Origin of the sequence: Streptomyces yaizuensis (assembly GCF_034961445.1) — a bacterium.
GTDB lineage: Bacteria > Actinomycetota > Actinomycetes > Streptomycetales > Streptomycetaceae > Streptomyces > Streptomyces yaizuensis.
In genome coordinates, this window is record NZ_BSBI01000015.1 from 74109 (window position 1) to 95122 (window position 21014).

General features: G+C 72.1%; 16 protein-coding genes. 9 read left to right on the plus strand and 7 right to left on the minus strand.

Features of this window, described 5'->3' with window-relative positions; all coding sequences use genetic code 11:
* Positions 1–77: 77 nt before the first annotated feature.
* On the plus strand, positions 78–809 hold the full coding sequence (locus tag SYYSPA8_RS30090) for a DUF7873 family protein (protein WP_323450547.1): 732 nt from the start codon (positions 78–80) through the stop codon (positions 807–809).
* 633 nt (positions 810–1442) lie between these two features.
* Complete coding sequence (locus tag SYYSPA8_RS30095; RefSeq protein ID WP_323450700.1) at positions 1443–1877, plus strand: cupin domain-containing protein; 435 nt, start codon at positions 1443–1445, stop codon at positions 1875–1877.
* Between the two features lie 38 nt (positions 1878–1915).
* On the opposite strand, the gene SYYSPA8_RS30100 is transcribed toward SYYSPA8_RS30095, so the two are convergent.
* The 4 genes from SYYSPA8_RS30100 to SYYSPA8_RS30115 all read right to left on the minus strand — a co-directional run bounded on the left by SYYSPA8_RS30100 (position 1916) and on the right by SYYSPA8_RS30115 (position 6244).
* Positions 1916–2830, minus strand: coding sequence for a pseudouridine-5'-phosphate glycosidase (locus tag SYYSPA8_RS30100; protein WP_323450548.1), 915 nt, complete (start codon positions 2828–2830; stop codon positions 1916–1918).
* A 208-nt stretch (positions 2831–3038) separates the two neighbouring features.
* A complete protein-coding gene (locus SYYSPA8_RS30105) occupies positions 3039–4526 on the minus strand; it encodes an MFS transporter (protein WP_323450549.1) in 1488 nt (495 codons plus the stop codon).
* Positions 4527–4698: 172 nt separating this feature from the next.
* Positions 4699–5226 carry a methylated-DNA--[protein]-cysteine S-methyltransferase gene (locus SYYSPA8_RS30110; RefSeq protein WP_323450550.1) on the minus strand — a complete coding sequence of 176 codons (528 nt, stop codon included), beginning with the start codon at positions 5224–5226 and terminating at the stop codon, positions 4699–4701.
* Between the two features lie 67 nt (positions 5227–5293).
* Positions 5294–6244, minus strand: coding sequence for a glycerophosphodiester phosphodiesterase (locus SYYSPA8_RS30115; protein ID WP_323450551.1), 951 nt, complete (start codon positions 6242–6244; stop codon positions 5294–5296).
* Between the two features lie 263 nt (positions 6245–6507).
* Here SYYSPA8_RS30115 and SYYSPA8_RS30120 point away from each other — a divergent pair, with 263 nt between their 5' ends.
* From SYYSPA8_RS30120 to SYYSPA8_RS30140, 5 genes are all read left to right on the plus strand, one after another.
* Positions 6508–7428 (plus strand): MHYT domain-containing protein, encoded by a 921-nt coding sequence (locus SYYSPA8_RS30120; RefSeq protein WP_323450552.1) that lies wholly within the window; start codon positions 6508–6510, stop codon positions 7426–7428.
* A gap of 180 nt (positions 7429–7608) precedes the next feature.
* On the plus strand, positions 7609–9732 hold the full coding sequence (gene uvrB / locus SYYSPA8_RS30125) for an excinuclease ABC subunit UvrB (RefSeq protein WP_323450553.1): 2124 nt from the start codon (positions 7609–7611) through the stop codon (positions 9730–9732).
* 235 nt (positions 9733–9967) lie between these two features.
* The gene (locus SYYSPA8_RS30130; protein WP_323450554.1) at positions 9968–10585 is read left to right on the plus strand and encodes a TerD family protein; all 618 of its coding nucleotides are present in this window, start codon (positions 9968–9970) and stop codon (positions 10583–10585) included.
* A 179-nt stretch (positions 10586–10764) separates the two neighbouring features.
* Entirely contained in the window at positions 10765–12804 is a 2040-nt protein-coding gene (locus tag SYYSPA8_RS30135) for a TerD family protein (RefSeq protein ID WP_323450555.1), read from the plus strand.
* Positions 12805–13072: 268 nt separating this feature from the next.
* On the plus strand, positions 13073–14113 hold the full coding sequence (locus SYYSPA8_RS30140) for a TerC family protein (RefSeq protein ID WP_323450556.1): 1041 nt from the start codon (positions 13073–13075) through the stop codon (positions 14111–14113).
* 87 nt (positions 14114–14200) lie between these two features.
* Here SYYSPA8_RS30140 and SYYSPA8_RS30145 read toward each other — a convergent pair whose 3' ends face one another.
* A complete protein-coding gene (locus SYYSPA8_RS30145) occupies positions 14201–14857 on the minus strand; it encodes an MBL fold metallo-hydrolase (protein ID WP_323450557.1) in 657 nt (218 codons plus the stop codon).
* Positions 14858–14925: 68 nt separating this feature from the next.
* On the minus strand, positions 14926–15612 hold the full coding sequence (locus SYYSPA8_RS30150; protein WP_323450558.1) for a maleylpyruvate isomerase family mycothiol-dependent enzyme: 687 nt from the start codon (positions 15610–15612) through the stop codon (positions 14926–14928).
* Positions 15613–15994: 382 nt separating this feature from the next.
* Here SYYSPA8_RS30150 and uvrA point away from each other — a divergent pair, with 382 nt between their 5' ends.
* Positions 15995–19141, plus strand: a complete 3147-nt coding sequence (uvrA, locus tag SYYSPA8_RS30155) for an excinuclease ABC subunit UvrA (protein ID WP_323450559.1) — start codon at positions 15995–15997, stop codon at positions 19139–19141.
* A gap of 57 nt (positions 19142–19198) precedes the next feature.
* On the opposite strand, the gene SYYSPA8_RS30160 is transcribed toward uvrA, so the two are convergent.
* Positions 19199–20218, minus strand: a complete 1020-nt coding sequence (locus SYYSPA8_RS30160) for a carbohydrate kinase family protein (RefSeq protein ID WP_323450560.1) — start codon at positions 20216–20218, stop codon at positions 19199–19201.
* 312 nt (positions 20219–20530) lie between these two features.
* On the opposite strand from SYYSPA8_RS30160, the gene SYYSPA8_RS30165 reads away from it, so the two are divergent.
* Positions 20531–20962, plus strand: coding sequence for a Rieske (2Fe-2S) protein (locus SYYSPA8_RS30165; RefSeq protein ID WP_323450561.1), 432 nt, complete (start codon positions 20531–20533; stop codon positions 20960–20962).
* Positions 20963–21014: the final 52 nt, after the last annotated feature.

Consider the following 21014-nt stretch of genomic DNA (forward strand, 5'->3'; position numbering starts at 1 on the left):
TCCTCCCCCTGGGACCGGTCGGGACGGCCCTGGATTATTCGTTCGAACATGTACTCGGGCCTTGCTACTTTGACCGCGTGGCGAAACTCAATCAGATCATCGCGGTCGAGAAAGGCGTCAAGACCAAGGCGCACCAGGAGCTGGCGACCGCCCACCACCAGGTGCAGAAGCCCGCTCTGCTCGCGGGGATCGCGCGGACCTACCAGCCGAAGGACGAGGAGGGCGAGCAACTGCCGCCCGAGTCGACCCGGGTCCAGGTCCAGGCCGAGGAGGTCCTGCGCGACGCGGCGCGGGCACTGACCCGGCTCTTCGACGTCACCGCCACCAAGGACTGGGCCAACTGCACCGCCCGCGCCGATGTGTCGGTGGACGGCCGGGTGCTGGTCGAGGCCGTTCCCGTCGCGTATCTCCTCTTCCTGGAGAAGCAGCTGACGGACATCACCGCGCTGATCCGGAAGCTCCCGGTGCTGGACGCCTCGGAGACCTGGACGCTGGATCCGTCGACCGACTCCTGGCGGACCGAGCCGGTCCGCACCGTACGGACGAAGAAGGTCCCCCGCAACCATGTGAAGGCGGAGGCGACGGACAAGCACCCGGCGCAGGTCGAGGTGTATCACGAGGACATTCCGGTCGGTTACTGGACGACCGTGAAGTTCTCCGGCGCGCTGCCGGCCCGGCGGGTGAACGAGCTGCTGGAGCGGGTGGAGCGGCTTCAGCAGGCCGTGAAGTACGCGCGCGAGGAGGCCAACGGCGCCGAGGTCGTCGACCAGCGGGTCGGCGACGCGGTGTTCGGCTATCTGTTCGGCTGACGGGTAGCCTGTGGGAATCCCCTCCCGTGGACAGCGGGTGGGGTGCGCGAGGAGCGCAAGCTGAAGCTGAGGCTTGTCGTGATCGTGCGGTTCCGGTGGAGGTTCGAGCCCTCCCCGCGGCCTGGGGCGACCCGGCCGCGGTGGCCCAACTCGGCAGAGGCGACCGCATTTAGACTCAGACTATTGCTCCAGACTCAGTATGCGCCACCGATCGCCGGATCGACCGGACCCGGGCCACGGGACGTCGAGTTGCCGGTTCAAGTCCGGCCCGCACAGCTCGGTGTGCGGTGGTCCAAAGGCAGGACGCGACGACATGAGGACTGACCCGGGTGGCGAAGGTTCCGGCGTGTGAGTAGCGGTGGCATCAAAGAAGGGCCCGGGGGTCGGCTACGCCCCCGGGTCCGTTTGTGTTTGCCTGACAGTTCGACTGTGTTCGTTTCCTCGGCGATTGCTTCTGTTTCTCTTCTCTCTCCCTCTGTTTCCGCTTCGGTGGCGTGATCTGGATTTTGACGGCAGGCTGCGGCCGGACGTTCGCACGGCAACACCGTTATGGTGCAGATGAGTTGGAGGGCTTCCATGAGGTTCAAGGAGAGGCTGGCGAGTACGGGACGACAAGGTCGGGCCCAGGGCGCCATGGTCCTGGCCGGCTGTCTGGGGATGATCGCCACCGTGCCGTCCGCCGCGAACGCCACGTCAGGAGGCGGGGTCACCGGGAAGCTGCTCGCCCAGGGTGTGGCGGAGAAGCGGCTGAAACTGAAGGCCAAGGGGCCGTCCGACGTGGTGGTCCGGACGATCACCATCGACCCCGGCGGCTCCACCGGCTGGCACTACCACGACGGCCAGCTCCTGGTGGTGGTCAAGTCGGGGACCCTGACCCGCACCCTGCACGACTGCTCGGTGGAGGTCATGCCTGCCGGGTCGGCCTTCACCGAACCCGCCGGCGCGGAGCACCGGCACATCGGGCGCAATCTCGGCACCGAACCCGTGGTGCTGTTCGCGACCTATGTGCTGCCCCAGGGGAGCCGGCTCGCCGAGGACGTGGACGCGCCCTCCTGCGCGAGCGAGTGACGGAGGGAGCGGGGCCGGGTCCCGGCTCGCGGCCCGGCTCACGGACCGGCGCGGAGTTCGGCCGCGACGGCGGCCGCCAGCCGCACATTGCCGCGTACGGCCGCCACGTTCGCCGCGAGGGAGGCCCCGCCGGTCCGCCGGGTCAGGAAGTCCAGCAGGAAGGGGGTCACGGCCTGGCCCACGATGCCCCGCTCCCGGCAGGCGTCCAGCGCCTCCCCGAGCACCCGGTCGTGCAGCTCCGGGTCGAGCTGCTCGGACTCGGGCACCGGGTGGGCGACGACGAGCGCGCTGGGCGGCCCGCCCAGCGCCTCCCGGGCACGGATCACCCCGGCGACCTCCCCGGGCGAGTGGACCGTCCACTCCACCGGCTCGCCCGACGAGGTCAGATAGAACCCGGGGAACCGGTCCGTGCCGTAGCCCACGACGCCCACCCCCAGGGTCTCCAGCCGCTGGAGCGTCGCCGGGACGTCCAGGACCGACTTGACCCCCGCGCAGACCACGGTGATCGCGGTCTCGGCCAGGACCCGCAGATCCGCCGACTCGTCCTGGACATGGGCCCAGTCCCGGTGCACCCCGCCCAGTCCGCCGGTCGCGAAGACCCGGATCCCGGCGCGTGCGGCCAGGAAGGCGGTGGCCGACACGGTCGTCGCGCCGCCGGTGCCGGCGGCCAGCGCGGGCGCGAGGTCCCGCCGGCCCAGCTTGCGCAGCCCCTCGTCGGTGGCGACCCGCTCCAGTCCCTCCGGACCCAGGCCGATCCTGACCCGGCCGTCCAGGACCGCGATCGTCGCGGGGACGGCGCCCCCGGACCGGACGAGCCCTTCCAGCTCCACCGCCACCGCGAGATTGCGCGGGCGGGGCAGGCCGTGGGCGATGATCGTCGACTCCAGGGCCACGACGGGCCGCCGGGCGTCGAGCGCTTCCCGTACTTCCTCGGACACCTCGGTGAGCAGCATGTCCCATCCCTGGCACGGCGGCGGACGGCCCAAACCCGCGCGTCGCCCGTCCTGCCCCGCGCCGAAGGGAACCGGCCGGGTGGCCGTGGCCCGTTGTGGACGGTCGAGGCGCGCCCGGACCGGCCGGCCCGCCCGGTCGTGCGGGCGCCGGAGGTCCGCCCTCCCGCGCCGGGCGGGCAGGGGGCTCGGGGCCGCCCGGCGGGGCGGCTCAGCTCTCGCGTACGCGCAGCGCGTACCAGGCCAGGGGCAGCACCAGCAGGGCGCCGAGCAGATTGAGCAGGCCGTAGCCCTGGGTCGCGACGACGACCCCGGCCACCATGCCGCCGATGCCCGCGGTGGTGTTCATGGCGAGGTCCGACAGGCCCTGGGCGGCGGCGCGCACCTGCTGCGGCACCGAGTCGGTGAGGAGCGCGGAGCCCGCGACGATCCCCGCCGACCAGCCCAGACCGAGCAGGAAGAGCCCGATGCCCACCCGGGTGTGACTCGGCCCCGCCGTGCCGGCCAGCAGCGCCGCCGCCGCGAGCAGCGCCACCGCCAGGCCGACCACCGGGAGCCTGCCGAAACGATCCGCCAGACGGCCCATGACGGGGGAGAAGGCGTACATGCCCGCGATATGGCCGCTGATCACGAACCCGATCAGCTCGATCCCGGCACCGTGGTGGCCGAGTGCCAGCGGGGTCATCGACATGATCGCGACCATGACGGTGTGCGAGACGGTGATGGCGAGCAGCGCGAGGCGGGCCGTCGGCGACGCCCGCACGGCGGCGAGACCGGCGCGCAGCGAACGTCCCCGGGGCGAGTCGTCACCGGGGGCCAGGGCCCGGGCGGTGATCAGCGGATCGGGCCGCAGCAGGCACTGCACCACGACCGCGGCCACCAGGAACACGGCTGCCGCCCACACGAACGGGCCCGCCTCGACGGGTATGCCGAGCCCCGAGACGCTGCGGCCGGCCGGGGCGGCGATGTTGGGTCCGAGCACCGCGCCGATCGTGGTCGCCCAGACCACCTGGGAGATCGCCTGGCCGCGCCGCTCGGGGACGGCGAGGTCGGCTGCCGCGAACCGCGCCTGGAGATTGGCCGACGAGCCCGCGCCGAAGGCGGCCATGCCGACGAGCAGCAGCGGGAAGCTCTCCACCACCGCGCCGAGCACCACCACGCCCGCCCCGAGCGCGCCGATCGCGTAGGCGAGCACCAGACCGGGGCGCCGGCCGCGTGCGCTCATCAGCGCGGCCAGCGGTACGGACAGCAGCGCCGTACCGGCCACGGTCGCGGTCGGGGCCAGCCCGGAGAGCGCCGCCGAGCCGCTGATCCGCTCGGCCAGTACGGCGGCGAGCGCGATACCGATGGCGACACCGAGCCCGCCGAGGATCTGACTGATCACCAGGATCGTGGTGACGCGCCGCCGGAGCGCGGGCAGCGCGTCCGGACGGACCGGCGCGGCCCCCGCCTTCCGCGGGGACGTGCCACCGGCGCCGGAGAGCACGCCGCTTTCCGGCAGGGCGCCGTCCCCGACGGACATGGCGTCCCCGGACTCCGGGCCGGCCCCGGAGCGCGGGCCGGCGTCGCCTGCCTGCCGCTCCCCGGCTTCCGTACCCGTACCCGTACCGCTGGGGGGCGCGGCTTCGCCCGTGGTGGCGGCACCGGCCTGGGGACCGGTGGCGTCCGTCGGGCCGGAGGTGTCTGGGCTGATGCTCATTCGCGCAGTGTGCCAGCCCTCGTCCCGGGTCGGCACCGCACCCCTGGGTCTCTCCTCAGTCTCTCCTTTTTCGATCTCCTCCCAGGTCAGCACAGGTCAGCACAGGTCAGCACAGGTCGGCCCCCAGGTCGGCCCGGGGCTCCCCGGGCGGGGGCACAGGAGAGGGCCGGGCTCAGAAGAGCGGCTGGGGCAGGACCCCCTCCAGCGCCAGCAGCCGGCGCTTGGTCTCCCGGCCGCCGCTGAATCCGCCCAGCGCGCCACCGGCCTCCACCACCCGGTGGCAGGGCACCACGACCGGCAGCGGATTGGCTCCCATGGCGGCCCCCACCGCCTGCGCGGCACCCGGCTGCCCGACGCGGGCCGCCAGGTCCCCGTACCCGACGACCGCTCCGTAGGGCACGGCGGTCAGCTCCTTCAGCACCTCCCGGTTGAACCCGCCGGTCAGCGTCCAGTCCAGCGGCAGGTCGAATTCCCGCAGCTCGCCACGGAAGTACGCGGCGAGCCGGCGTATGGGCTCGGCCAGCAGGCCCGCCCCGTCCGCGACGGGCGTGGCGCCGAGCCGGTCGGCCAGCCGGGCGACGGCCTGGTCCCGGATCGCCGGATCGGCGTGGAAGACGACGCTGACCAGGCCCTCGCCGGTCGCGGCGAGCAGCAGCGGCCCGATCTCCGTGTCCACGACGGCCCACTCGAAGCTGTTCATGCCGTCCACCGTACGGCCCGGCACTGACAACGCCGCCCCGAACGGCCGCGCTCCCCGCCGGGACCGGTCAGCGGGCCGGGGGCGCCGGCGGCCGGGCCAGCGCGTCCCGGACGACGTCCGGCCGGTCGGTGATGATCCCGTCCACCCCGGCCGCCGCCACCCGCCGGGCGGCCGCCGGGTCGTTCACGGTCCAGGTGTGGACCCGCAGCCGCTTGCCGTGCGGGCCCTTCAGCCGCCGCACGGCGGCCACGTACTCCGGGGTGACGGCGGTGTGCGAGGGGTTGATCTGATCCACGAAGGCCGCGTGGGCGGGCAGTTCGGCCACCGGCGGCGCACCGAGGAAGCCGGTGACCACACCTGGGTGCTCCCTGTGTACGGTCCGCAGGCTCTCCGCGCCGAAGCTCTGCACGACCAGCCGCCGCCGCAGCCGGTCCCGGTCCCGATCCAGCCAGCCCTCCGCGCGCAGCACCCGCAGGGTGTCGCGTTCGATGCCCGGGTACAGTTCGGGCCGTTTGATCTCCAGCAGGAGCTTCTGGCCGTTGCGGTCGACACGGCGGAGATAGCCCGCCAGGGTCGGCACCCGGGCCCCGGCCCACGCGGGGCCGAACCAGCCGCCCGCGTCCAGGGTGGCGATCTCGGCCGCGGTGAAGTCCCGGACCCGCCAGGGCGCTCGTCCGGGGAATCGTTCCTCCACGTCGGTGGTCCGGGCCAGGGTCTCGTCGTGGACCACCACCAGCTCGCCGTCCCGGGTGCGCTGGACGTCGTTCTCGACCCAGGCGAACCCCATCCGGGCCGCGCGGTCGACGGCGGCCAGGGTGTTCTCCGGCGCGTACGCGGAGGCCCCCCGGTGGGCGATCACCAGGGGTGTCCCGTGTGCCGCGGGGACGAGGGCCCGGACGGCGGGTGCGGGGACAACCGCCCGTGCGGTCCCCGGCCCGGGTCCAGGCCCGGGCCCCAGGGCGATGCCCGCTCCCAGAACGGCGGCGGCGGTGGCGGTGGCGACGGCAGGTACGTACACCTCGACTCCTCACGGCGTTCGGTCGGCGACCGGGCGAGCGTCGCATCCGGCACCCGGCGGCGAACAGGTGAAGTGTGGCCAAAATCTGAACAGATCTACCCAGAGCACCCCACGTGCCGGTTTCTGGGGAGATAAATCACCCCCCGTTGTGTGCCGCGCGGAGGCCAGGTCATACCCTCACCCCCGGGAATGACGTTCCACCAGCGGGTCGCGGCGATCACCGCCAGGGATCGACGGGACGGCACGGAGCGAAGGGCGCACGCATGCAAGGAACTCTCGACGGCTTCACCTATGGGCTGGTCACACCCGTGGCCGCGTTCGTGATGGCCTGTCTGGGCGGGGCGCTCGGGCTCCGCTGCACCACGCGGTCGGTGCGCACCGAGGGGTCCTTCAAGCCCGGCTGGCTCGCCCTGGGCGCGCTCTCGATCGGCTCCGGCATCTGGAGCATGCACTTCATCGCCATGATGGGCTTCAGCATCGACGAGGTGCCCATCACCTACGACCGGCCGATCACCTACGCCAGCCTCGCCGTCGCCGTCGTGATGGTCGGCATCGGCATCTTCATCGTCGGCTACCGGGGCGCCACGGTGATGGCCCTGGTCACGGGCGGCACCATCATGGGTCTCGGGGTGGCCTCGATGCACTACCTCGGCATGGCCGGAATGCGTTTTCAGGGCCGGGTCGAGTACAGCACCCCCATCGTGATCCTCTCGGTGGTGATCGCGGTGGTCGCCGCGACCGCCGCGCTGTGGGCGGCGGTGTCGATCCACGGCTTCCGCGCCAGCCTCGCGGCCAGTCTGGTGATGGGCGTCGCGGTCACCGGAATGCACTACACCGGCATGGCGTCCGTCAGCGTCCATCTCCATGGCAACCTGCGTGCGCTGGGCACCGGCGACTCGCCGACCTCGCTGCTCATGCCGATGCTGGTCGGCCCGGGGGTCTTCTTCCTCCTGGCCGCCGTCGTGGTGATGTTCGACCCGCTGCTGGTGATGGGCGAGCCCGAGTGGAGCGGAGGCGTCCGCAAGGAGGTGCCGCTGCCGGGCATCCCGGCGCGCTCGGCCCGTACGGCACCGACGGTCCCGCTGGCGCACCGCTCCACCGGGCACCCCGGCGACACCTGGTCGGCCGGCTGGCCGGGCGAGCAGCCGCCGCGCCGGGAACAGCCGTACTCCGACAGCTGGTGACAACTGGTAACAGCTGGTGGCAGCCGGTGACCGGTGAGGGCGGTCGGTCCCGCCGGTGGGTGGCCGGCCCGCCGCCCACCAGCGGCAATGCCGGGGAATACGGGGATCCCCCGGCATCCGGGGCGACCGGCCGGACGGTGAGCGGACCCGGTTGTCAGTGGGTGGTCGTACGGTGGATCCATGCGGCCCGTTTCCCAGATCGAACGTACGGTGGCGCCTTTCGAGGTCGTCAGTCCCTTCCAGCCCAGCGGTGACCAGCCCGCGGCCATCGCCGAGCTGGAGCGCAGGATCCAGGCCGGGGAGAAGGACGTCGTCCTCCTCGGTGCGACCGGCACCGGCAAGTCCGCGACCACCGCGTGGATGATCGAGCGGTTGCAGCGCCCCACGCTCGTCATGGCGCCGAACAAGACCCTCGCCGCCCAGCTGGCGAACGAGTTCCGCGAGCTGCTGCCCAACAACGCCGTCGAGTACTTCGTCTCGTACTACGACTACTACCAGCCCGAGGCGTACGTCCCGCAGTCCGACACCTACATCGAGAAGGACTCCTCGATCAACGAGGAGGTCGAGCGGCTGCGCCACTCCGCGACCAACTCCCTGCTCACCCGGCGGGACGTGGTCGTGGTCGCCTCCGTCTCCTGCATCTACGGCCTGGGCACGCCGCAGGAGTACGTCGACCGGATGGTTCCGCTCCGGGTCGGTGAGGAGATCGACCGGGACGAGCTGCTCCGCCGCTTCGTGGACATCCAGTACACCCGCAACGACGTCGCCTTCACCCGTGGCACCTTCCGGGTGCGCGGCGACACCATCGAGATCTTCCCGGTCTACGAGGAGCTGGCCGTCCGGATCGAGATGTTCGGCGACGAGATCGAGGCGCTGTCCACGCTGCACCCGCTCACCGGCGAGATCCTCAGCGAGGACCAGTCGCTCCACGTGTTCCCCGCGAGCCACTACGTGGCCGGTCCCGAGCGGCTGAAGCGGGCGGTCGACGGAATCGAGGTGGAGCTGGAACAGCGCCTCGCCGAGCTGGACAAGCAGGGCAAGCTCCTGGAGTCCCAGCGGCTGCGCATGCGGACCACGTACGACATCGAGATGATGCGCGAGATCGGTTCCTGCTCCGGCATCGAGAACTACTCGATGCACTTCGACGACCGGGCGCCCGGCACCCCGCCCAACACCCTCCTGGACTATTTCCCCGAGGACTTCCTGCTGGTCATCGACGAGTCCCATGTGACCGTCCCGCAGATCGGCGCGATGTACGAGGGTGACGCCTCCCGCAAGCGGACCCTGGTCGAGCACGGCTTCCGGCTGCCGTCCGCGCTCGACAACCGCCCGCTGAAGTGGGAGGAGTTCACCGAGCGGATCGACCAGACGGTCTATCTGTCGGCCACGCCCGGCGCCTACGAGCTCTCCCGGGGCGACGGATTCGTGGAGCAGATCATCCGGCCGACGGGGCTGATCGACCCGGAGGTCGTGGTCAAGCCCACCGAGGGGCAGATCGACGACCTGGTGCACGAGATCCGGTTGCGCACCGAGCGCGATGAGCGGGTCCTGGTCACCACGCTCACCAAGAAGATGTCCGAAGACCTCACGGACTACTTCCTCGAACTGGGCATCCGGGTGCGCTATCTGCACAGCGACGTCGACACCCTGCGCCGGGTGGAGCTGCTGCGCGAGCTGCGGGCCGGTGAGTACGACGTCCTGGTCGGCATCAACCTCCTGCGGGAGGGCCTGGACCTCCCCGAGGTCTCCCTCGTGGCGATCCTCGACGCCGACAAGGAGGGCTTCCTGCGCTCGGGCACCTCGCTGATCCAGACCATCGGCCGCGCGGCCCGCAATGTCTCCGGCCAGGTCCATATGTACGCCGACAAGATCACTCCGGCGATGGAGAAGGCCATCGACGAGACCAACCGCCGGCGTGAGAAGCAGATCGCGTACAACACCGCGAACGGCATCGACCCGCAGCCGCTCCGCAAGAAGATCAACGACATCGTCGCCACCATCGCGCGCGAGGAGATCGACACCGAGGAGCTGCTCGGTACCGACTACCGCAAGCCGAAGGACAGGCCGGGGAAGGGCGCCAAGGCGCCGGTGCCGTCACTGGGTGCCCAGGCCAAGGGCAAGGGCAAGGGCGGCGCGGCGGCGGGACGGCCCGCCACCGAGTTGGCCGGAATCATCGAGGAGATGACCGAGCGGATGCGGGCGGCCGCCGCCGACCTCCAGTTCGAGATCGCCGCCCGGCTGCGGGACGAGGTCGGTGAGCTGAAGAAGGAGCTGCGCCAGATGAAGGAGGCGGGCCTGGCCTGACCTGGTCGGTTACCGGGCCCGCGGGCGGGCCCGGGACCGGTCGGGGCGCCACGCAGGGTGAGGGGGGACCCGCCCCGGCCCCGCCGGAGGAGGGCACGATTCCGCTCACGCCACCAGGTGTGTTGCAAGAGCGACACAATAACTGGCCAATCGTGCCGCTCAGTTGATACGACTGCGTAGGGTGCTGGGCAGCCGTTCGCCGAGGCGGCGGGACCGAGCGAAAAGGGGACAGCGCGTGACGGTCAATATGACCAAGGGCCAGGCCATCAGCCTGCGAAAGAGCGACGGGGGAACCCTCACCGCGGTCCGCATGGGGCTCGGCTGGCAGGCGGCACCCCGGCGCGGTCTGTTCGGCTCGCGGACGAAGGAGATCGACCTCGACGCGTCGGCGCTGCTGTTCGCCGACAAGAAGCCGGTGGACGTCGTCTTCTTCCGCCACCTCGTCAGCGACGACGGCTCGGTCCGGCACACCGGCGACAACCTGGTCGGCGGGGCCGGATCCGGCGGCGACGACGAGGCCATCCTCGTGGACCTCGCCCGGGTGCCCGTCCACATCGACCAGATCGTCTTCACGGTGAACTCCTTCACCGGCCAGACCTTCCAGGAAGTGCAGAACGCCTTCTGCCGGATCGTGGACGAGACCAACGGCCAGGAGCTGGCCCGCTACACCCTCGACGGCGGCGGTCACTACACCGCCCAGATCATGGCCAAGGTGCACCGCGCCGCGGGCGGTCCCCCCACGGGCTACTCGAAGGAGCCCACCCCGGGCGGCTGGACGATGACCGCCCTCGGCAACCCGGCCAACGGCCGCACCATCCAGGACCTGATCCCGGCGATCCTGCCGCACCTGTAGTACCTGTAGTACCTGTAGGGCCCCCTGGGGCCCGGGACCCCGGCACCCGTACGGACTCCGTCCCGGCCGCTCCGGTCCGGGACGGGCCGCGTCAGCCGGACACCGGCGGCGGGGGACCACGAGCAGCGGCAACGAGCGGCAGGCAGCCGGCAGGCGGCAGTGACAGGGGGGACACGGCGATGACGGCCGAGCTGGTCCGTGGGCAGAACCACCCACTGGACGACAACGTCAACGGGCTGGAGATCCGGGTGGCGGCCGGACACCCGGTACTGGTCTGCGTCACCTGCGCCGATGGCCAGGGCGCCGTCACCGGCCGGTCCATCGCGCACGCCGGTGCCCCCGCCCTGCCCGGGATCGAGGTGCCCCGGGCCACCGGTCCGTTCCCCCGCTGCACCGTCGACCTCGCCGCCGTCCCGGACGGGGTGCACCGCGTCGGCGTGGTCCTCGCCCTCCCCGAGGGCGCCCCGGGGCCCGCCCGGTTCGGCGCGACGGCCGCCCCGCATCTCGTCGTGATCGGCCGGGACGGCGCCGAACTCGCCGGATTCACCATCTCCGCACTGGACACCGAGACGGCCCTCGTCGCCCTGGAGCTGTACCGCCACCGGGCCGGCTGGAAGGTGCGCGCCGTCGGCCAGGGTTACGCGGACGGGCTGGCCCGGCTCCTCGCCGACCAGGGGGTTCCGGAGGCCCGGGAGACGGCGGCCGCGATCCAGCGCGCCGCCGCGCCGCCCGCCCCGGGCGGCGGGACCCCGTATCCGCCCACCGGAGCCGCGCGGACGCGCGCCGGGAGGACGAACGACGCCACCGCCGTCGCCGGGGGGCCGGGTGCCGGAGCCGGACCCACCCGTACCGACGGGCGGATCCCGGCCGGTCCGGACGGACGGACGACCGGGGGCTCCGGGGCATCCGGGGACTCCGAGGCGCCCGGGGACTCCGGGAACTCCGGGGCCGTGCGTCAGCCCCCCGCCGCCCGGGGCGGACCCATCAGCTACACCCATCCGCGCCGCCGCCCCGCCCCACCTGCCGCACCCACATCCACACCCACACCCGTGTCCGCCCCCGCCCCGGCCCCGTCCGCGCCGTCCGGTCCCGTGGCGGGCGACGCCACCGGCTGGTCCCTGGAGGAGCGGCTGTACAACCAGGTCTGGGGCATGTTCGAGGACCTGGCCCGCAGCGTCGCCGCCCACCGCAGCGCGGTCGAGTTCGCCGAGTCCCGGCTCGACGACGAGCTGGACCGGGCCCTCGCGGACCCGCGCGGCCGGATCGGCGGCGCCGCCGACGCGGCCCGGGAGGCCGCCCACGCCAAGTGCGAGCAGCTGACGGCGCGGGCCCGCCAGGCCCTCGACCGCGACCTGGCCCAGCTGTCGGCGGAGTCCGAGGTCGTAGAACCGGCGCTTCCGCCCGCCTGTGCCCGCTGGGACAACCCGGTCTGGCACGGCTACCGCGCGCCCGACGGGCCTCCACTGGCGGTACGGCTCGGCGATCTGACCCTCCCCGAGGCCCCCGGGCTGATCATCCCGTTCCTCGTCAGGCTGCCGCTGGAGCGCGGTCTGTGGGTCGACAGCGGACACACGTCCTCCGCCGCTCCGCTCCTGGACGGGGACGGGCTCCGCCGGGCGGCCCTGGACTGCGCCGTCGCCCATGCCGCCCGGCTGGCCGCCGTCCACCCGCCCGGTGACCTCACCCTGCACGTGGTCGACCCGGCGGGCACCGGAGCCGCCGCCCTCGCCCCGCTGGTCGCCTCCGGGGTGCTGACCGCCCCGCCCGCCGCCGGGGCCCAGGGGGTCGCGGCGACCCTGGCGCACCTCACCGAGCGGGTCGACCTGGTCACCATGGCGCTGCGCGGCGGGGCGCCCGACGCGCTCCCGCCCGGGCTGGACCCGGCCGGGCAGCTGCTGATCGTCAACGACTTCCCGCACGGTTTCGACGACCGGTCCGTCGCCCGGCTGCGGTATCTCGCCGACGAGGGCCCGGCCGCCGGGGTCCAGCTGCTGCTGGTCGCGGACCGCGAGGACGCCGCCGGCTTCGGCCCGGAGCTGGATCCGCTCTGGCGCTCCCTGCTGCGGATCACCGCGGTTCCCGACGACCATCTGGCCGACCCCTGGGTGCGCCATGCCTGGACCTACCGTCCGCTCACGGTCCCGCCGGGGAGCGCGGTGCTCCGCCAGGTGCTCGACCAGGTGGCGGCGGCCCGCAGGGCCGGGCGGGACGGGGCCTGAAATCACTCTCGGAAGTCAACCGGTGTAGACCAATGAGAGGCCCTTGACCTGGGCATTTGAATATTTCTTTACCATGCTCTTTACCGTCGCTTGGCGGCTCCTGTACGCTCCTCACAGCGGAGGGGAGTATTCCCGCCTTGCGACGTTCCCGTCAGTACGGATCACCACTGATCCCGGGGCGTCGGCCCGCGCGGCAAGGACCGCCCGGGTGGAAGAGACCTCCGGCAGCGACGACGCTGATCAGTAGCCGTACGAAGCCGGAGGCGCAGTGGACGTTTCATTGACCGTGTGGGTCCTGACCATTCTTGGTCTGTCAGTTCTGATCGGGGCCGACTTCTTCATCGGGCGCAAGCCCCATGATGTGTCGATCAAGGAAGCCGGAATCTGGACGATCGTCTGGATCGTGCTGGCCGCCCTCTTCGGCATCGGTATCGCGATCTGGGGTAACAGCCAGGCGTCCGGCGAGTTCTTCGCGGGTTACATCACCGAGAAGTCCCTGAGCGTCGACAACCTGTTCGTCTTCGTCCTGATCATGGCGAAGTTCTCGGTGCCCTCCCACCTCCAGCAGCGGGTGCTGCTCATCGGTGTGCTCATCGCGCTGGTCCTGCGGGCCATCTTCATCGCGGCGGGCGCGGCGATCATCGCCAGCTTCTCCTGGGTGTTCTACATCTTCGGCGCGTTCCTGATCTACACCGCGTGGAAGCTGATCCAGGAGGCCCGCTCCGGCGAGGATGAGGACGACTTCGAGGAGAACCGCCTCCTCAAGTCCGTCGAGAAGAGGTTCGGCGTCGCCGACCGCTACCACGGCACCAAGCTGTTCATCCACGAGAACGGCAAGCGCATCATGACCCCCCTGATGGTGGTCATGCTCGCGATCGGCACCACGGACATCCTCTTCGCCCTGGACTCGATCCCGGCGATCTTCGGCCTGACCCAGGACCCGTACATCGTCTTCACCGCCAACGCCTTCGCCCTCATGGGTCTGCGGCAGCTGTACTTCCTCATCGGCGGTCTGCTGAAGAAGCTGGTCCACCTGAGCTACGGCCTCTCGGTGATCCTCGGCTTCATCGGCGTGAAGCTGGTGCTGCACGCGCTGCACGAGAACGGTGTCCACGTCCCGGAGATCTCGATCGGGTTCTCCCTCGCGGTCATCGGCGGCGTTCTGGTCATCACCACGATCACCAGCCTCATCGCCTCCAAGAAGCAGGCACAGCGCGAGGCGGCCGAGGCCGCGGCGGCCGGCGGCGACAAGCCGGGCGACGACAAGCCCGTCGACGGCAGCCAGGACAAGGACAGCGTCGAGGCCTGACGGCCCCGGCATCCGGACATCCCGAAGGGGGCCGGGCGGCATCCGCCGCCCGGCCCCCTTCGCCGTACCCCCGCGAGATCCTCCCGGTCACCAGCCCCGGGCGCGCCACTGCGGCAGCTGCGGGCGCTCCGCGCCGAGCGTGGTGTCCCTGCCGTGCCCCGGGTAGACCCAGGTCTCGTCCGGCAGCTCGGCGAACAGCTTGGTCTCCACGTCGTGCAGCAGACTGGCGAAGGCCGCCGGGTCGCTGCGCGTGTTGCCGACCCCGCCCGGGAAGAGGCAGTCGCCCGTGAACACATGGGGGTGGCCGTGCGGGTCGTCGAAGACCAGGGCGATCGACCCCGGGGTGTGGCCCACCAGGTGACGTGCCCGCAGCGCCACCCGGCCGACCCGGATGACGTCGCCGTCCCGGACCGGCACATCGGTGGGGACCGGGATGCCCTCCACGTCGTCCGCCCCGGCGTAGGTGCGGGCGCCGGTCGCGGCGACCACCTCCGCGAGGGCCTGCCAGTGGTCGGCGTGGCGGTGGGTGGTGACCACCGAGGCGATGGAGTCGTCGCCGATGAGCCGCAGCAGGGTCGCGGGCTCGTTCGCGGCGTCGATCAGCAGCTGCTCCCCGGTGGTCCGGCAGCGCAGCAGATAGCTGTTGTTGTCCATGGGGCCGACGGCGACCTTGGAGATGATCAGGTCCGTCAGCTCGTGCGCGTCGGCGGGCCCGCCCACCCTTACCACTCCGCTGTACGTCATGGGGGCACCCTATAGCCGCCGCCCGGCCCCGGTCGGGGGTGCGGCGGCCGGGTGGCGGGCCCGGGCGGTCAGAGCGGCGGCAGGGCGGGCAGGGGGCCACCGGAGACCGTGAGCGCGGTGGGGGTCCGCCGGCCGGCGAGCCAGCCCAGCAGCTCCGGGGCGGGCCCTTCGACGGCCACCGGGCCGCCCGTGGTGCCGCCGGTGGTCCAGGTCTGTCCGGAGTCCGCGGCCAGCCGCACCGGGGGGACACCGGCGGCCCCGGTGAAGCGGTCCGCGAGAAAGTCGATCTCGCGCAGGACGAAGTCCCGGGGCAGGTCCTCCAGCTCGTAGCCGATGTCCAGGTCGACATGGTGCAGCTCGATCTCGACCAGCCGGCGGAAGGGCACGCGGGCGGCCCGGTCCGTGACCCCGTTGCGCAGGGTGACGACGCGCTCCCAGTCCGCGGGCAGACCGGCGACGGACCGGAACCGGGCGTCGCTGTCGCGCACGTCGGCGAGGTGCACGTCGAGGGGGCGGTCCGCGTCCCGCTCGATGTCGGCGCCGCGCGCCTCGGCGCTCGCGTACATGGGGCGGTTCTCGAACACATTGACGAGCGCGTCCGCGTTACGGGAGAGATGGGCCAGGATGTGCCCCCGGGACCAGCCGGGGAGCCGGGACGGGCCGGCGAGCGCGGCCGTGTCCAGCGATTCCACCGCGGAGAGGAGCCGTACGGTCGCCTCGCGTACGGAGTCCAGGTCATGCAAGGGATCGATCATGGGGCCGACGATAGTCCTGCCACTCGATCGGGTGAAGGAGGTCGCCGGAAGCCGAAATTCGAATGTACGTGCTATAGCCTGGAGCGGTGCATCCTTGGATGTCGGACCACCCCCCGGCCGAGCGGCCGGCCGGCTGTTCGGCGCCCATCGATCCGGCGGCCCCGTACGCTGGAAGGTCCGGCAGGTCCGGGACAGGGGCCGTGGGCCCCGTGGCCGACCCCGATCGCGCGGCTTCCCCCGGACCGCAACGACCCCGCAGTGACCACCGCTGTGGACCACCGCAGCGAACCCCGCAGTGATTCCGCAGTGAACCCCGCTGTGAACCCCCGCAGTGAACCCGCAGGACCCTCTTCAGGACCCTCAAGAAAGGTGCGGACCCGGCGTGGCCGACCGTCTCATCGTTCGTGGCGCTCGCGAGCACAACCTCAAGAACGTCTCGCTCGACCTCCCCCGTGACTCGCTCATCGTCTTCACGGGGCTCTCCGGGTCGGGCAAGTCCTCGCTGGCCTTCGACACGATCTTCGCCGAGGGACAGCGCCGCTATGTGGAGTCGCTGTCGTCGTACGCCCGCCAGTTCCTGGGGCAGATGGACAAGCCCGACGTCGACTTCATCGAGGGCCTCTCCCCGGCCGTCTCCATCGACCAGAAGTCGACCTCCCGCAACCCCCGCTCGACGGTCGGCACCATCACCGAGGTCTACGACTACCTCCGGCTGCTGTTCGCCCGGATCGGCAAGCCGCACTGCCCCGAGTGCGGCCGGCCCATCTCCCGGCAGTCGCCGCAGGCCATCGTGGACAAGGTGCTGGAGCTGCCCGAGGGCAGCCGCTTCCAGGTGCTCTCGCCGCTGGTGCGCGAGCGCAAGGGCGAGTTCGTCGATCTCTTCGCCGACCTCCAGACCAAGGGATACAGCCGGGCCCGGGTGGACGGGGCGACGATCCAGCTCGCCGAGGCGCCCGCGCTGAAGAAGCAGGAGAAGCACACCATCGAGGTGGTCGTGGACCGCCTCACGGTCAAGGACAGCGCCAAGCGCCGGCTGACCGACTCGGTCGAGACCGCGCTCGGGCTCTCCGGCGGCATGGTCGTGCTCGACTTCGTCGACCTCCCCGAGGACGACCCCGAGCGCGAGCGGATGTACTCGGAGCACCTGTACTGCCCCTACGACGACCTCTCCTTCGAGGAGCTGGAGCCCCGCTCCTTCTCCTTCAACTCCCCCTTCGGCGCCTGCCCGGACTGCACCGGCATCGGCACCCGGATGGAGGTCGACCCGGAGCTGATCGTCCCCGACGAGGACCGCTCCCTCGACGAGGGCGCGATCCACCCGTGGTCCCACGGCCACACCAAGGAGTACTTCGGCCGGCTGATCGGCGGGCTCGCCCAGGCCCTCGGCTTCGCCACCGACATGCCGTGGGCCGGACTGCCGCAGCGGGCGAAGAAGGCCCTGCTCTACGGGCACAAGACCCAGGTCGAGGTGCGCTACCGCAACCGGTACGGCAGGGAGCGGGCCTACACCACACCCGCCTTCGAAGGCGCGGTCCAGTTCGTGCGCAGGCGGCACCAGGAGGCCGAGAGCGACTCCAGCAGGGAGCGCTTCGAGGGCTATATGCGGGAGGTGCCCTGCCCGACCTGCGAGGGCACCCGGCTGAAGCCGATCGTCCTCGCCGTCACGGTGATGGAGAAGTCCATCGCCGAGGTCTCCGCCATGTCGATCAGCGAGTGCGCCGACTTCCTCGGCCGGCTGCGGCTGAACGCCCGCGACAAGAAGATCGCCGAGCGGGTGCTCAAGGAGGTCAACGAGCGGCTGCGGTTCCTGGTCGACGTGGGCCTGGACTACCTCTCGCTCAACCGCGCGGCCGGCACCCTCTCCGGCGGCGAGGCCCAGCGCATCCGGCTGGCCACCCAGATCGGCTCCGGCCTGGTCGGGGTGCTCTATGTCCTGGACGAGCCCTCCATCGGCCTCCACCAGCGCGACAACCACCGGCTGATCGAGACCCTGGTCCGGCTGCGGGACATGGGCAACACCCTGATCGTGGTCGAGCACGACGAGGACACCATCAAGGTCGCCGACTGGGTCGTGGACATCGGCCCCGGCGCCGGGGAGCACGGCGGCAGGGTCGTCCACTCCGGTCCGCTGAAGGAGCTTCTCGCCAACAAGGAGTCGATGACCGGGCAGTACCTCTCCGGCAGAAGGGCCATCGCCACCCCCGACCTGCGCCGTCCCACCGACCCGTCCCGGGCCCTCACCGTCCACGGCGCCCGGGAGAACAATCTGCGGGACATCGACGTCTCGTTCCCGCTCGGCGTGCTCACGGCCGTCACCGGCGTCTCGGGCTCCGGTAAGTCGACCCTGGTCAACGACATCCTCTACACCCATCTCGCCCGCGAGCTGAACGGCGCCAAGTCGGTGCCGGGCCGCCACACCCGGGTCGACGGCGACGATCTGGTGGACAAGGTCGTCCATGTCGACCAGTCGCCCATCGGCCGCACCCCGCGCTCCAACCCGGCGACGTACACCGGTGTCTTCGACCACGTCCGCAAGCTCTTCGCGGAGACGACCGAGGCCAAGGTGCGGGGCTATCTCCCCGGCCGCTTCTCCTTCAATGTGAAGGGCGGCCGGTGCGAGAACTGCTCCGGCGACGGCACCATCAAGATCGAGATGAACTTCCTGCCGGACGTGTACGTCCCGTGCGAGGTCTGCCACGGAGCGCGCTACAACCGGGAGACCCTGGACGTCCACTACAAGGGCAAGTCCATCGCCGAGGTGCTGGACATGCCGATCGAGGAGGCGCTCGCCTTCTTCGAGGCGGTGCCGACCATCGCCCGCCATCTGAAGACGCTCAACGAGGTGGGCCTCGGCTATGTCCGTCTCGGCCAGTCGGCCCCGACGCTCTCCGGCGGCGAGGCCCAGCGGGTGAAGCTCGCCTCGGAGCTTCAGAAGCGCTCCACCGGCCGTACGGTCTACGTCCTGGACGAGCCGACGACCGGACTGCACTTCGAGGACATCAGCAAGCTGATCACCGTGCTCTCCGGCCTGGTCGACAAGGGCAACACGGTCGTCGTCATCGAGCACAACCTCGATGTGATCAAGACCGCCGACTGGGTCGTGGACATGGGCCCCGAGGGCGGCAGTGGCGGTGGTCTGGTCATCGCCGAGGGCACGCCCGAGGACATCGCGGCGGTTCCCGCGAGCCACACCGGCAAGTTCCTCCGCGACATCCTCGACCCGGAGCGGGTCAGCGACGCGGCGGAGCAGTCCGGGGGGAACGGGCGCGGAGGCCCGGCGGGAAGGGCCACCGCGAAGAAGGCGACGGCCCGGAAGACGGCGGCTGCGAAGACGACGGCCGCGAAGACAGCCACCGCGAAGACGGGTGCGAAGGCCGTCACCAAGACCGCCACGAAGAAGACGGCGGCGACCGCGAAGACCGCGAAGACCGCGGCGGGCGGAAGGACGGCGGCGACGGGGAAGAAGGCGGCCGCGGCCGCCAAGACCACCACCGCCCGGAAAACGGCGGCCCGCTCCCGCGCCTCCTGACCGGGGCCGGTCGATCCGACCGGTATCGGTCCTGAGCGGGTTCCGGCCGCCGTCGCCTCAGACGGCGGCCGGACCCTGACCGGGACCCTGACCGGGACCCTGACCGGGACCCTGACCGGGACCCTGACCGGGACCCTGACCGGGACCCGGGCCGAGTTCCGCCGCCGTCGGCGGATCGGCGCCGGGCCGGGAGCAGGTGACGGCGGCGGCACGGGCCGCGAAGCCCAGGACGGCCCGCCAGGCGTCCTCGTCCAGGGCGGGCAGGGCCTCCCGGGAGAGGGCGTCCAGAGAGGCCAGGCCGTGGAGCAGGGCGGCGTTCACCGTGTCGCCCGCGCCGATGGTGTCGGCGATCCGTACCGGGGCCGCCGGGACCGAGGCGGTCAGGCCCTCCCGGGTCCGTACCGTCATCCCCGCCGAGCCATGGGTGACCACCACGGCCGCCGGGCCCCGGGGGATCCCGCCGAGCCAGCGGGCGTCCTCGTCCGAGAGCTTCAGTACCGAGACGTCCTCCAGCCAGCCGGAGAACCGCCGGCGGTAGGCGTCCGCGTCCCGGATCAGCCCCGGCCGGACATTGGGGTCGAGCAGGGTGAGCAGCCCGCGTCCGGCCTCCCGGCGCAGCAGCCGTTCATAGGCGCTCGCCCCCGGCTCCAGCACCAGCGAACAGGTGCCGAAGGCCACCGCGCGCACCGCATCCGGCAGCGGTGGCGGCAGCTCGAAGAGCCGGTCCGCCGTGCCCTCCGCGTAGAAGCCGTACCCGGCCGAGCCGTCCGCGCCCACGGTGGCGACCGCCAGGGTCGTCGGCTCGGGGCCACGGGCCACCAGCGAGGTGTCCACGCCGGCCGTCCGCAGCCCGGCGAGCAGGGCCTCGCCGAAGCCGTCCGTGGAGACCCGGGAACAGAAGGCGGTCGGGCTCCCCAGCCTGCCCAGGGCCACGGCGGTGTTGTAGGGGCCGCCGCCCCGGCGGGGGAGCAGCGGTGCCAGTTCCGGCGGCTCCTGCGGCGGTCCGCCGTCGGGCGGGTCCGTGCCGCGCTGCCGCGGGACCAGGTCGATGAGGGATTCTCCGGCGACGAGGATCACGGGCCAAGAACGTAGTGCATCGGCCCCGGGACCGGGAGGGTGCGTGCGGGTGCGGCCCGGGTACGGCCCGGATCCGTCCGGTGGGTGGGTGGATGGACGGATCAGGCGGGCCCGGCAGGATCGATCGCACGGACCCCGGCCCGGATGCCCGGACCGGGACACCAGGCCCCCCGGCCCCGGGGAGGGAGCCCGCCCGCCGGGCGCCGGATCCCCGCCGGTATGGTCGGATCCGTCGCCATCCGGACCCGCGCCCCGCCGGTCCCCACCCGTCGTCGGCGGCACCGGACCAGCCGATCCAGATGGAGTCCTGACATGCCCGGCCCCTCCTCAGCCGCCCGCCGTACCGTGCTGAAAGGTGCCGCCCTCGCGGGGGCGGCCGGTATCGGGGCCGCGGCCTGCTCCACCGACTCCAAGCTGGGCCGCGCCAAGAACCCCACCCCGACCGAGCCCGTGGGCCTCGGCCCGGCGGACGCGGTCCCGGTCGGCGGCGCCCGGCTCTACAAGGAGCAGCGGCTGATCGTGAGCTGCCCGAAGGAGGGGGAGTACCGGGCCTTCAGCGCGCAGTGCACCCACGCGGGCTGCGCCCTGGACAAGATCGTGGCCAATGAGGGCAACTGCCCCTGCCACGGCAGCCGCTTCGATGTCACCACCGGCAAGGCGCTGGTCGGCCCGGCGACGGTGCCGCTGCCCGAGGTCCAGGTCAAGGTGGAGAACGGCAACCTGATCGCGGGCCCCGACGCCTGACCCCGCCGCTCGAAGACGTCCGCCGCCGTCTGCCGTCTGCCGACCGCCCCCG